Raw genomic sequence first — 13032 nt, 5'->3', positions numbered from 1 at the left:
CCGCTACTACCTGGTGTTCGTCTTGGCGGTCGCAGCGCTGATCGTCCGGGACCCCGAGGGGCCGCCTGGGGCGGGAATTTTCGATCGCATCGGCCACGGTCGTCGGGCCGTCGGTGTCAGCGTCAGCGTCGCTACGGCCTTCAGCATTGCCCACATCGCCGTCCCCGGCCCATCTTTCCCAGTGCCGGTTGCGGGCGAGCCCGGAGTGCTCACGGCGTTTGGCACAAGTCCGGTCATCACGACCACGGCGGTGGTCACGCCGGCTTTGTGGTTGCTCGCGTGCGCGGTGATCATTGTGTCGTACGCGCGCAGACCGGTTCGCGACGTCTCCGAAGATCCGTCCCCCGTATCGGTATCGGAGGAAATCGGGCCGGTGGTATCGGCCCGAGAAGCGGCGGAAAATGCGAATGAGACTGTGAGCGACGCTCAAAAGCTTTCTGCCATCGCCAGAAATCTTCAATCCGCTTCGGAGGCTAGGCAACTGCGGTAGCTACCGTGGGCGCGCCGGGGCGTTTGCCGGGCGTGCCGATATTTCCGGATCCCTAGATTCGACCGGCAAGTACGGCCAACCCACGCAGGGCCATGTCACCTTCGGGGGCAACCCGCGCCGGCAGTTGCAGGGACGTATGAATTGCCGTGCGCAGGGGAGCGAAACGTTGCGCTACTCCGCCGCAGAACAGAAGCTCATCAGTCGGTTGGAATCCGACATCGACTGCCCCCTCGACGTATGGCGAGGCGACCGCGGCGACGAGTGCCCGGACCAGGTCCTCGGGGCTGGTTGCGTCAGTGATACCCGACCAGCCGCCCCCGGCGACGGTATGGAACGAGGGGTGAGCGCGGGGAAGTTCGGTTCGGGCCGGCGCGGCGGCGGCGTTGGCGGCCCAACGCCAGGCCTCGTCGTCCGCACGACCGCGTGACAGCAACGCAATACCGTGGGTCAACGCACGCCCGGCCGGCAGATGTGTCCTCGTGTGCAGCAACATTCTGCCGAAGTAGGGCCTGGTCTGGCACCGGTCACCGGCATGTGCGCAGGCAAGCCGGGCGACCTGCCCCCCAGTCGCAATATTGCAGGCTGTGACGCCGGCGCGCAGTCCTGCCCCCAGGAACGCGGCCTGCTGGTCACCCACCGGGGTGTAGACGGTGGCACCCGAACGTTCGTGGACGCCGACCGCTGCCAATGACGATGACACGCGAGGTAAGAGCATGCGTGAGCCGCCGACGGACGTAGTGAGCCGCTCCGACCACGATCCGGTGGTCAGGTCGAACATTCCGGACGCGGCGGCATCGGTGACATGCGCTACGAAGTCCGGCTTCTTGGTCAGCGCTGCGGCCACCCAGGACAGCAGGCTATGCACGCGGACACGACCGTCGAAAGCCGAAAGATCGGTTGCGAAAATGCCCGCCACGGGCAGGCCGGAGCGTAGTTCGTTGCCGACCGCATGCCAGACGTCCGGCGCAAAGCTTTGCCGCAACCGATCCAGCTGCGCAATCCCGTTGTGGACACGTAGTGCTCGGTTGTCCTGCCAGGTGATCAGCGGAAGGTGTGGGACGTTGTGTTCATCAGTCAACGTCCAACCGTGCATCTGGCCGCTTAGCAGGATCCGTTGCGGGGTGGCGGCCGGCGGCAACCCTGAGGCGATCGCCGCCTCGACCGCGGCAAGGACCTCTGCGGGGTCGACGGTGCGGTACGGCCCGTCGAGCGACGTGAACGGGGGAAACGGGTACCTGCGCTCCGCGACGACGCCCTCGTCGGGGCGCAGCACCGCGACCTTGACGTAGGTGGCGCCGAGGTCAACGAGCAGCGAAAAGGGGGTCGCCATCCAGGTATTCCGCGACCTCGGCGACAAGTGCCTCGTCGAGCGGCTTCGGCACGATCCGCAGATCGCCCTCGTCGTGCAACACGGCGAAATACATGACGCCCTTGCGCACCTTCTTGTCGCGTTTGAGCGTGTCGACCAACTCGCGGGCCGACGGGATGGCGCCAATCGCGTAGTCGGTGTTGGCGTCAAGGACAGTGCGCACCCGGGCTGCAGTCGCGGGACTGGTCAATCCCCATTTCACTCCGAGAAATTTGATCAGATCCATGCCCCACATCACCGCGAGTCCGTGCGGAACCTCGTTGTGGGTGAGCGCTTCGAGTGCATGGCCGAAGCTGTGGCCGTAGTTGAGCACCCGTCGCAGATCGGACTCGTGCTCGTCCTGTTCGATGACGAGCCGCTTGCTTTCCAGGGCGTTGCGGATCATTTCCAGCACCCGCGGGTTGCGGTGGCCGCCATGGGTCAGGGCCTCGGCGAGCTGGTCGAAGAAGGCGCCCTCATTGGTGAGCGCGAGCTTGTAGATCTCTCCGTAGCCGGAGTCGACCTCGATCTGCGGCAGGCTCGTCAAGAACTCTGAGCAAACAATCACGTGGCTGGGGGAGTGGAACACCCCGAGCTGGTTCTTCAGGGGGAGCACGTTGATGCTGGATTTGGCTCCGATGCAACTGTCCGCCTGGCTGAGCAGGGTGGTCGGAACGAATGTCCATCCCACACCGCGGTAGTAGATGTGGCAGGCGAAGGTAGCGATGTCCTGGATGACGCCACCACCGATCGCGACGACGTGGGCGGATCGGGTTGCCTTGTTCTCCAGCAGCCAGTCGACGAAAAGGCTTACGCCAGAAAGGGTTTTGCTCTCCTCGTCGGCTGCCACTCGATAGGTCGGGCGTTCCGACAACGGCCCCAAAGCGTCGCCGTAGAGGTCCACCAGCGCTTCGTCGATGATCACCAGGGTTTCCGGGCCGACATCGATGAGCTCGGGAACCAGCTTGACTTCCCCGACGAAATCCACAGGATAATCACCCTGCTCGGACTTGATGATCATCCGATCCTGGGTCACACGCACAAGAAACCTCCGTCAATCGGTATCGACTGGCCAGTGATGTAGGAGTTCTCCGCGGACACCAGCCAGGAAATGAAAACAGCAATCTCCTCGGGTTCGGCTAACCGGCCCACCGGAACACGTTCGGCCAGGGCTTAGAGTTGTTTGGCGTCGTTGTTCTGGTAGGTGAGGTCGGTGAGCACGAAGCCCGGAGCGACACAGTTGGCCAGCACTCCGTAGGGGCCGTACTCGACCGCAACCGACCGCACCACTTCCTCGATCGCGGCCTTGGAGGCGCTGTAGGCGACCCGGCCGGTGCGGGCCCGATGTGCATAGACGCTCGACACGGCGACGACTCTGCCGAACCCGGCGGCCGTCATCCGGGGGAGCAGCCCCTGCAGGAGCAGCAGATTGGCGGTGACGTTGACCTGCTGCGTGCTCGACCAGTTGTCGGCCGACAGGGTCTGCAATGGTTCGGGATTGTTGATGCCGGCGTTGAGCACCAGGATGTCGACCACTTGGTCCAGGCCGGTGAGGTAGTCGGCAACCGATTCCGGTATCGACAGATCGAGTTCCTGACGGCCAGGCCTGAGGACCGTGATTCCTTTGGACTCGAGGGTGTCGGCAACGCTGCGGCCGATTCCCCGCGCGGCGCCGGTAACCAGGGCCCTGGACGGACCCCCGGCAGAGGACCTAGAAATCATGCGTTGTCGCAATCCGCGGGCACGAAAAGGAAAGCGCAGCCGGGCCGGACTCGGTCACGCTCGCTTTCCCCTTCTGGCACGCGCCCAAAACCGTTGGCCGCCCGTTGCCTGCCAATCGTGGTCGCTGCAAGGGTGCCTCAGTGGTGATTGAGGACCTTCCAGCGTGCGTCGAGCATCTCGATGCGCTTGGCGTCCTCATCGGTGATGTGACCGTAGTAGTCGCGCTTGTTGAGCAGCCACAGCAACTCGAAGTGGACCGCGTTGAGCAGGCCGTCGGATATCGATGCGAGCGTGCCGGCCGAGCCGTCGAACACGACCTTGCGGGTTTCGAACCGGGTCAGGTGCACGTTGGCGACCTCGCGGATGGTGTCCAGGGTGTCGCTGGATATCGCGCCGCCCAGGACCAGGTCCAGACCCGCCTGCTTCGCCTTCTCGGCAACGGTGGTCACATACTTGGTGATCTCGGGTGAGTTGATGGTCTCGCGGGTCTGTCCGAGCGATCCGGTGAAGTCCACCCGGCCGAAGACGATGCCATGCACGCCACGGCCCTTGTTGGCCAGCGCAAGCATCTCGTCGAGGTTGTTGTAACCCGTGATCGTCTCCAGGTTGAACAAGAAGTCGGTGTCGAGTTCCTCGTCCTCGTCATAGACGGCGTTCTTGGCGGCGATGTATTTCGACAGCGCATAGGCGGACTCCACCATGGGCGCGACGATGTTGCGCACACCGATCTGCTTGGCCTCCAACAGGTCACGCATGGCTTCGCAACCGCCGACCTTGACCGTCAGCGGCAGACCCGCCGAGCGGGCGATGTCGACCAGACGAAGCAACTCGTCGATGCGAGTGCCTTCGGCCTCGAACTCCGCCTGACGCTCACTACGCCGTGTTTTTCCTAACCCACGCGCAGAATTTCGGCCATCTGCCGTTCGGTCTTGTTCACCATGCCTCCCCTGGTAAAGCCTCGCGTTGAGTGTGCAGAGTATAACTGCCGGTCACGCAGCCTCGTGGGCATTTGCGCAGGAAAACCCGCCTCGGAGCGGGCAATTGAGCTCAGTTTTGTGCGGCGGCGGATACAAGTATTTACCCTTCGGTCGCATGCGGTGGTGGTTCAGGTTTGCGGTAGCACCGCGCCCAGGTACACGGTTACCCGCTCCTCGACGCCAGTGGGAAGGTCCGGGCTCATCCGGTGCAGTGGGTTCGACTTCATCGAGCCGTCCGCCTGCACGGCCGAACTGATCTTGGGATAGTAGGTCTGATCGGGGTCGATCGGAACTTCGATGAGCGCCGGACCGTCCGCGTCCAGCAGCGATCGGATGGGCGGATCATCGAGTCCGCCGGCGGCATCGACTCGTGCGAACGGAATCCGGTATGCCCGCGCCAGGTCCGCCCAGTCCGGCAGGCCCAACCCGGTTTGCCCATCGCAGCCGATCCAGGCGCCGCCGAAGTAGTTCCGTTGCGTCATCCGGATCGACGCGTACCCGTTGTTGTTGAGTACGAAGACCTTGACCTTGGCGCCCGTTGCCGCAAGCGTGCCCAGTTCTTGGAGGTTCTGCGCGAACCCGCCGTCTCCCTCGGTCAACAACACCTGGCGGCCCGGGTTGGCCAGGGCCGCCCCGAGCGCCCCGGACAGCCCGTAGCCCATGGCCGCTATCGACTTGTTCGAGACCAGCTTTTGGTTGGCCCGCTGCTGTAGCGCCTGCATGGCGACGGTGAACGAGCCGCCACTACTGCAGGGCAGCACGATGGCATCCGGTTCGGCGACTTCGGCGAGCCGCATCGCGAATTCGTAGGGCTTGACGTATCCGGGTGCCGTGACGTTCTGCGGGTCGTTCAGCGGCAACTGGGCGCGCACCGACGCGATGAATTCCCGCCACGGCTGCCACCGGTCGGGATCACCCAGATCGGCGGAGTACAGGGCGTCCAGGAACCGGTCGGCGTCGCCATGCAACGCAAGGTCGACTCGTGGATGTCCTTTGGCCAGTTCGGCGGCGTCGATGTCAACCTGCACCAGCCGCCCGATCGGCACGAATTCTTCCCAGGCGAATCCGGTCTGCTGTAGCCCCAATCGGGTGCCGATGGCGATCACCAGATCGGCTTGCTGCACGAGAAGATTGGCGGCGCGCTGTCCCCAGGTGTTCGGGCGTCCGGAATACCTGGCGTGTTCGCTGGGAACCCGGTCCGCCCCATGCCATGTGGTCATGATGGGGATGCCGGCGGCCGCCGTGCGTTCACCCAGTGTGCGGACCGCATCACGGCTCACGCCGCCGCCGACCAAGACGACGGGGCGCTGCGACTCGCGCACCAACTCGACGACGTGTTCGACGTCGGTCGCGGGAACCTCTGGTACGGCGTCCGCCTCCGGGACGGCAATCGGATCCTGCCCAGCCAAGGGGAGCGCCGCCTGGGTGTCCAGGCAGACTTCGAGGAAGACCGGGCCCTGTCGCGGCGTGCGCCCGTCGAGCACGGCGTCCAAGATGACATCGCGGCCAACCGGGCGCTCGATCCGCAGCGCACGCTTGGTGACGCTGCTAACCAGTTCCACGCCGTCGATTTCCTGGATGCCGCGCTGGCGCACCGCGCCACGGCTCAGGTCGCTGCTCTTGACCTGCCCGCCCAACACCAACAGCTCGCGACTCTCCTGCCAGGCACCGGCAATGCCGGTCACTGCATTGGTGAGGCCGGGGCCAGCCGTCACCAGGGCCAGGGCGCGGCCGCTTCCCTCGTCGCGAGAGGCGTTGAAGTACTCCACGGCGATCGCGGCGGCCACCTCGTGCACGAACGGTACGCACATCATTCGGGTGCGTACCGAGTTCAGTAGGTGCATGATGTTGCCGCCCGCGACAAAGAAGCAGTGCGTGTAGCCGGCACCCACCAGCCAGTCGACCAGCTGGTCGGAATACTTGGCGGGTTCCGCGGGGGCTGTGCTCACATGCCCACCTTTCGAGTGACGACGAAGTTGGGGCGCTGCTTGACCTCCTCGTAGATGAGCGCGAGGTACTCGCCGACAACCCCTAAGAGCAGGGTAATCACCCCGAAGCCGACCAGCATCAGACTTACCAGCGAACCGAAGCCGGGGAAGGGGACGCCGTAGAAGACGAAGCGCACCGCGAGCACGAACACCGCGATAGCGGCAACGGCACTCAAGAGGAAACCGGTAAGGGTGATGAGTCTCAGCGGCACGTAGGAGTGCGCGAGAATTCCCTTGCCGGCCAGGTCCATCACTTTGAAGGTGTAGGCCTTGGACTCGCCGGCGAAGCGGGGCGCCCGCTTCATCGGCAGCCCAATCGATTTGAAGCCGACCCACGAGAAAAGCCCCCGGACGAACCGGTTGCGCTCGTCCATTAACCGGACCGCCTCGTACACTTTCCGGTCAACGAGGCGAAAATCGCTGGCGTTACTGGTAATTCGATCGTCGGTGAGTCTGCCGGCCAGCCAGTAGAACAACTGGGAGTTCATCCGGCGGATGGGGCCGACACCACCGCGCTCGGTGACCACGCCGTAGACGTTCTCGTAACCCTGCTCCCACGCCCGGATCATGTCCGGGATGAAGTCGGGTGGGTCCTGCAGGTCGGCGGTCATCAGGACAACCGCGTCGGCGTCAACCACGTTGAGGCCAGCGGTCAATCCGCCGTCCATCCGGAAGTTGCGCGCCAGTTGCAGGATCTTGAACCGAGGGTCGGCCGCGTTGATGGCGAGCAGCTTTTCCATCGTGTCGTCGGTCGAGCCGTTTTCGACGATGATCGCCTCGAAATCGTATGCGGGCTCGGAATCGAACACGGCGGCCAGTTGGAGCGCCAGCTCCTCGACGCATTCGCTCTCGTTGTAAGCAGGGGCTATGACGGCGATCTTTTTCTTCGTTCCCGCACCCACTCCCACGCTCACTCCCATACTTTCCACGGCGGATTCCCGCTGTTCCAGAGGTTGTTCAGCAGTTGTGACTCCCTAAAGGTATCCATCGGCTGCCAGAAGCCGTGGTGCGGGAACGCGGCGATCTGGCGGTCTTCGGCCAGGCGCCGCAACGGCTGGTCCTCGAGTACGGTTTCGTCGCCTTCGAGGTAGTCGAAGACTCCGCGCTCGAAAATGAAGTAGCCGATATTGATCCAGTCTTCGGTCTTGGGCTTCTCCCGGAACTTGGCCACCGCGCCGTCCTGTTCCAGGTCGATGACCCCGAACCGACTCATCGGCTGGGTGGCTGTCACCGTGGCGATCTTGCCGTGTGAGCGGTGGAACTTCAGCAGTGCGGGGATGTCGACGTCGGCGATACCGTCTCCGTAGGTGCACAGGAACGGCTCATCGCCAACGTACTTGTGTATCCGTTTGATTCGGCCGCCGGTCATCGTGCTCAAGCCGGTGTCGGCCACCGTCACGCGCCAGTTGAATTCGTCGTGCGAGCCGTGATACTTGATGCTCGACTGGTCGCCGAGGGTGATGGTGAAGTCCAGATTGGACACCCCATAGTTGGAGAAGTAGTCCTTGATGTACTCGCTCTTGTAGCCGGTGCAGACAACAAAGTCGGAGATTCCGTGGTGCCCCAGGACTTTCATGATGTGCCACAGCACTGGCCGGCCACCTACCTCGACCATGGGCTTGGGCCGGAACTCGGTCTCCTCACGCATACGAGTTCCGAGACCACCCGCGAGGAGTACGGCTTTCATGATGGATCTTCCAATCTCAAAGTAAGCATTCCCCCGAAGCGGTTTCGCTGACGCAGCGTCGCGCAGGTGACACACTAGCAATGTCGCGAGACGCAGGGTGGCGTTTCGAGGTCGCGACGTACGGTATGAATTCCAAACGCTTGAGGAGATCTCATTTCAAGACTCGATACCGATGCGTTGGGGGACAACGGGCTCGAGGAGGATCGTGCCGATATCCTCGCGGCCGTTCGTGGCTACGCAAAGCGCAAGCTCGCGACGTCGGAGTTCGTGGCAGGGACCACGCCGGTCCCCGTGTCGGGCAAGGTGCTCGACCCCGAGGACTTCGCTGCACTTGTTGACGCGTCCCTGGACGGCTGGCTGACCGCGGGCCGGTTCCATCCGCTCTTCGAACGGGCGCTGTCCCGCTACGTCGGCGCCCGTGACGCCGTCTTCGTCAATAGTGGCTCAAGCGCCAACCTGTGTGCCCTGAGCGCCCTGACCAGCCCAAAGCTGGGGAAGAACAAGAAGCGGTTCGGAAAGCGGCCGCTGGAGCCCGGCGACGAGGTGCTGACGGTGGCCTCCGGATTTCCCACCACGGTCAACCCGATCATCCAGAACGGGCTGCGGCCCGTTGTTGTCGACATTGAGCTGGGCACCTACGACGCTATCCCGGAGCGCCTGCGCGAAGCGGTCGGGCCGAAGACTCGGGCGATCATGATGGCCCACACGCTGGGTAATCCGTTCGATCTGGACACCGTCCAAGAGCTGTGCGACAAGCACGGTCTGTGGCTGGTCGAGGATTCCTGCGACGCGCTCGGCTCGACCTATGACGGCAAACGCACCGGAAGCTTCGGCGACACGGCGACCGTGAGCTTCTATCCCGCACACCACATCACCACCGGCGAGGGCGGTGCGGTGTTCGTCAAGTCGGCGTTGGTCCGCAAGCAGGTCGAGTCCTTCCGCGACTGGGGGCGCGACTGTTACTGCGCGCCGGGAAACGACAACACCTGCCAGAAGCGGTTCGAATGGCAGCTTGGCGATCTGCCCAAGGGCTACGACCACAAATACATCTACAGCCATATCGGGTACAACCTGAAAGCCACCGACATGCAGGCCGCGCTGGGGCTGTCTCAGCTAGCAAAGCTCGACGGATTCGTGCAGGCGCGTAAGGAGAACTTCGATTACCTGAGCGCGCGACTGTCCGGCGTCGAAGGTCTGATCCTGCCAGTGGCCACGCCGAATTCGGATCCGTCGTGGTTCGGTTTCCCGATTACTCTCGATCCCGCGCACCCGGTGGAACGCACCAAGTTCATGCGCTTCCTCGATGAGCGCAAGATCGGTTTCCGTCAGCTGTTCGCCGGCAACCTCGTGAAGCAGCCGGCGTATCGCAATGTTGACTTCAGGATCGTCGGCGACCTGACCAACACCGACATCGTGATGAATCGGACCTTCTGGGTGGGCACTTTCCCGGGTCTGACCAAGCCGATGCTGGATTTTGTGGCGGACTCGATCCGCGAGTACATGGCCGAGGCCGCGCGATAGCCGTGCATTACCTGATTACTGGCCATACCGGGTTCAAGGGACCCTGGCTGGCGTTGCTCCTTCTGAGTCGCGGCCACCAGGTGTCCGGTCTGGCACTCGATTCCGAGCAGGCCGGCCTGTTCAAGCGCGCGGGCCTTGCCGACCAGCTTGTCTCCGATTTGCGGGTGGACATTCGCGAGTCGGAGGCCACCACGGCAGCGTTGCAGGCGGTCGCGCCGGACGTCGTGATCCACCTGGCTGCCCAGTCGCTGGTCCGTGAGTCCTACCGCAACCCGCGCTACACCTATGAGACCAACGCCATGGGCACTCTCAACGTGCTCGAGGCCGTGGGCGCCACCCCTTCGGTGCGTGCGCATGTCGTCATCACCACCGACAAGGTCTACCGCAACGTCAACCAGGAGGCCGGCTATGGCGAAACCGACCCTCTGGGTGGAGACGATCCCTACAGCGCGTCGAAAGCCATGGCGGATCTGCTGACCCAGTCTTGGGTTCGTAGTTTCCCCAATTGCCCCACAGCCATTGCGCGTGCCGGCAATGTGATCGGTGGGGGCGACATCAGTCGCGACCGCCTGTTCCCAGACCTGGTGGACGCTTACGCGCGGGGCCAGGCTCCGCGCCTGAGATTCCCCCGCGCCGTGCGGCCATGGCAGCACGTACTCGACTGCCTCAATGGCTACCTGACCCTCGCCGACGCGCTGCTGGCCGGATCCGGTCTGGGCCAATGGAATTTTGGGCCGGGCCGCGACAGCTTCGTAGAGGTAGGCCAGGTGGCCTCGTTGGCTGTCGAACTATGGGGCGGCGGCGCACACTGGGATCTCGACGACGGAGGTCACCCACACGAGGCGAATCTGCTGGCCCTCGATGCCGCCAAGGCGCAGGCGGAGCTGGGCTGGCGCAATCGGCTAGGTTTCCGCGATGCGGTGGCCTGGACAATCGATTGGGAGCGCCAGGTGCATGGCGGTGCCGATCCGCTCGCCGTCACCCGAGACCAGATCGCCGCATTCGAAAGCCTGGAATGACCGAATTCGACCTGCCACCGGAACCGGCGCCGCCCGGGCCGCTGATCCGGCTCTTCCGCGACCAGCGAGTGGCCTTCCTGGTGGTGGGCGGAATCAACACGGTCGTCGGATTTGCGATCTTCGTCGCCTGCTCGGAGAGCGTGGGCCAATTCGTCGACCACAGGTTCGGCAAGGTCGCGGGCTCGTTGGTGACACTTGGCATTACGCATGTCTTGAGCGTGCTGTTCGCCTTCGTGATGCATCGGCGATTCGTGTTCCACGTGCGCGGACATGTGCTGCGCGATCTGGCGCGTTTCGAAAGCGTGTATCTCACGTCGCTGGGCATGAACGCTGTGGCCCTACCGGTGCTGGTCGAGATGGGCATCCCACGCATCACGGCGCAGGCAGTCATCATCGCGGTGAGCACCTTCCTCAGCTATTTCGGCCACCGGCACTTCTCGTTTCGCCGCAGTGTCGCCGACACTCAGGACGACGCCTCGAATGCGGAGCGCACATAGAACGTGCACCCGTCACAGCCATCGATGATGGGGACGGTGTGAAACTGTTGGCGCACCAGTTCGGATAGTTGCGGATAGATTCGCGCCAGCGTCACCGTCGGCGGAAGGCAGTAACCCAGCGGGTGCTCGGAGCGCAGGGGTGGGCATTGGGCGCGTTTGACGTTGGTGGCGTCGACGACGCAACTTGCCTGGTCGATTCCGGCGCGCATGATCGGCTCGGCGGACTCGCGAATGGCGGGGTTGATCGCCATCCCGAGCACGTTGGGATAGGGGACGGTGTTCTGCCAGTCCTGTTCGACGAAAATCTCGGGCGCCCAGCCCCAAACCAGGGCGGACGAGCCGGGCGGGCAGGCACGGGCCATGCTGGAATTGCGGTGGACCGAATTCGCGGAGAACGCGGCGGCCGCCTGTTGCGGCGACAGCGGTCGCCACCGATTCATGGCATAGCCGACCACGAGCATGACGATCGTGACCACGGCCACCGCGCTGGCCACTAGAGCTGGTGACAAACGCTGGGGAACCAGTTGTGCGCCAGGCTTGATTGGCATTGTTGTGGCCAGGCCGAGGGCTCCGAAAAGCAGAATCAGGTAGTGGGGGAAGCCCATGCCGCCGATCAGAGTGCACACCAGTCCGCCCCCGATCACGACGACGCGGGCCAGTTTCGACCGCCTGTCGCTGTGCCGGCCCAGCCAGATCACTACGGCGAGCAGCACCAGCATGTAGCCCGCCGGCCAGGTGAACGTGTCCCAGGTGTGCAGAAGTTTCTGCATCGCGGTGGGGCCGCCCGCATAGGACCCCAAAAAGGACAGGGTCTGATCGACGAGGACCCAATTGGTCGCGGGAGAAACCACGATCGTCAGTACGATCGCCGCAAGTGGCAACACCGCGCCCGCCGCCCACCAAACCATCGATACGACCGTGCGCTTGGTGTGGGTGTGCAGCACCATCATTTGTGCCGCGGCGAATGCGACGGCTAAGGGCGCGACCTGGAACTTTGAGCCGACCGCGACGCCGGCTAGCGCGCCGACAACGGCGAACAGCCAGGGCCGCGCCGCTAATTGTTCGCGTCTCACCAGTGCCGATGTCACGACGAGCGATGTCGGTAGGTATTCGGTGGCGAGCGCGCCGAAGTCCAATGGGTCGCCCACCGGGAAAATCACGGCGAAGGGAAACCACCACAAGGCAGTGACCACCCACGCGGGACCGAATCCGATGACGCGGGAAGCGGCGACGAGAAGGGCGGCGGCGGTGAGCCCCAGCAATGCTGCGGCCAAGAAATGGGCGAAGGTGAGGGTCAACGGTGCACCGAAGACAGCAAGACCGGTGAGGAACAACGTCCAATACGGGCCGGTGGTCCCGGTTATCCAGGTACTGAACGGAACTGGTGAGTGACGTGCTGCGCGCGCCTGAACCAACAGCTCGGCCTCATCGGGGTTGAGGTAATTCCATTCGCTGATCTGCTGGCCACGCAGGACCGCTGTGGCTAGTACGAACCCCACCGCAATGGTGATGTACAAGAGGGCTGACCGTACGCGGACGCTGCTGATGATCTGCTCCTTCGGGATGTGGTCGTCGGTGCCTGCCATGGCGTCGGATCCGCAGCGACGTTGCGCCTAGACCACGGTCACGCGAAATGCTTCGCTAGGAACTCTGACAGCGCCGGCAAAACCGGCTCGACACCGACGGATTCGGTGCGCCTGAACCGGGAGCTGGTCATGCCGCTACGCCGGCCCGATGACGTGCGTACCGAACGAGTTCATCGGTTCATCTGTGTCGTCGCTGG

The 13032-nt window shown here is 63.8% G+C and carries 11 protein-coding genes and 1 pseudogene; 4 read left to right on the top strand and 8 right to left on the bottom strand.

Going from position 1 to position 13032, the window contains the following annotated elements; all coding sequences use genetic code 11:
- The first annotated feature begins 13 nt into the window (after positions 1-13).
- Positions 14-490, top strand: a complete 477-nt coding sequence (locus SHTP_RS29035) for a hypothetical protein (protein WP_231991647.1) — start codon at positions 14-16, stop codon at positions 488-490.
- A gap of 52 nt (positions 491-542) precedes the next feature.
- On the opposite strand, the gene SHTP_RS14780 is transcribed toward SHTP_RS29035, so the two are convergent.
- From SHTP_RS14780 to rfbF, 7 genes and pseudogenes are all read right to left on the bottom strand, one after another.
- Entirely contained in the window at positions 543-1820 is a 1278-nt protein-coding gene (locus SHTP_RS14780; RefSeq protein ID WP_096370995.1) for an FGGY family carbohydrate kinase, read from the bottom strand.
- Positions 1792-2859: a 3-dehydroquinate synthase gene (locus SHTP_RS14775; RefSeq protein WP_231991646.1), complete on the bottom strand. Its 1068-nt coding sequence runs from the start codon at positions 2857-2859 to the stop codon at positions 1792-1794. The genes SHTP_RS14780 and SHTP_RS14775 overlap by 29 nt, the downstream gene beginning before the upstream one ends.
- An 11-nt stretch (positions 2860-2870) precedes the next feature.
- Positions 2871-3560, bottom strand: a pseudogene (locus SHTP_RS14770) (SDR family NAD(P)-dependent oxidoreductase).
- A gap of 137 nt (positions 3561-3697) precedes the next feature.
- Positions 3698-4387, bottom strand: coding sequence for an aldolase/citrate lyase family protein (locus SHTP_RS14765; RefSeq protein ID WP_231991473.1), 690 nt, complete (start codon positions 4385-4387; stop codon positions 3698-3700).
- A gap of 278 nt (positions 4388-4665) precedes the next feature.
- The gene (locus tag SHTP_RS14760) at positions 4666-6486 is read right to left on the bottom strand and encodes a thiamine pyrophosphate-binding protein (protein ID WP_096370993.1); all 1821 of its coding nucleotides are present in this window, start codon (positions 6484-6486) and stop codon (positions 4666-4668) included.
- Positions 6483-7427 carry a glycosyltransferase gene (locus tag SHTP_RS14755; RefSeq protein WP_096372484.1) on the bottom strand — a complete coding sequence of 315 codons (945 nt, stop codon included), beginning with the start codon at positions 7425-7427 and terminating at the stop codon, positions 6483-6485. The genes SHTP_RS14760 and SHTP_RS14755 overlap by 4 nt, the downstream gene beginning before the upstream one ends.
- An 8-nt stretch (positions 7428-7435) precedes the next feature.
- Positions 7436-8212: a glucose-1-phosphate cytidylyltransferase gene (gene rfbF, locus SHTP_RS14750; protein ID WP_015356050.1), complete on the bottom strand. Its 777-nt coding sequence runs from the start codon at positions 8210-8212 to the stop codon at positions 7436-7438.
- 177 nt (positions 8213-8389) lie between these two features.
- Here rfbF and rfbH point away from each other — a divergent pair, with 177 nt between their 5' ends.
- From rfbH to SHTP_RS14735, 3 genes are read left to right on the top strand one after another with little or no spacing between them, the layout of a single operon-like run.
- Complete coding sequence (gene rfbH / locus SHTP_RS14745) at positions 8390-9733, top strand: lipopolysaccharide biosynthesis protein RfbH (RefSeq protein WP_012394085.1); 1344 nt, start codon at positions 8390-8392, stop codon at positions 9731-9733.
- Between the two features lie 2 nt (positions 9734-9735).
- Positions 9736-10752: a CDP-glucose 4,6-dehydratase gene (gene rfbG, locus SHTP_RS14740; protein WP_096370992.1), complete on the top strand. Its 1017-nt coding sequence runs from the start codon at positions 9736-9738 to the stop codon at positions 10750-10752.
- Positions 10749-11249: a GtrA family protein gene (locus tag SHTP_RS14735; protein ID WP_096370991.1), complete on the top strand. Its 501-nt coding sequence runs from the start codon at positions 10749-10751 to the stop codon at positions 11247-11249. The genes rfbG and SHTP_RS14735 overlap by 4 nt, the downstream gene beginning before the upstream one ends.
- On the opposite strand, the gene SHTP_RS14730 is transcribed toward SHTP_RS14735, so the two are convergent.
- Complete coding sequence (locus SHTP_RS14730) at positions 11216-12835, bottom strand: hypothetical protein (protein ID WP_096370990.1); 1620 nt, start codon at positions 12833-12835, stop codon at positions 11216-11218. The genes SHTP_RS14735 and SHTP_RS14730 overlap by 34 nt on opposite strands.
- Between the last annotated feature and the right edge of the window lie 197 nt (positions 12836-13032).

This window comes from Mycobacterium ulcerans subsp. shinshuense (assembly GCF_002355775.1).
GTDB classification, from domain to species: Bacteria; Actinomycetota; Actinomycetes; order Mycobacteriales; family Mycobacteriaceae; genus Mycobacterium; species Mycobacterium marinum.
This window is presented reverse-complemented; position numbering and strand designations above follow the sequence as displayed.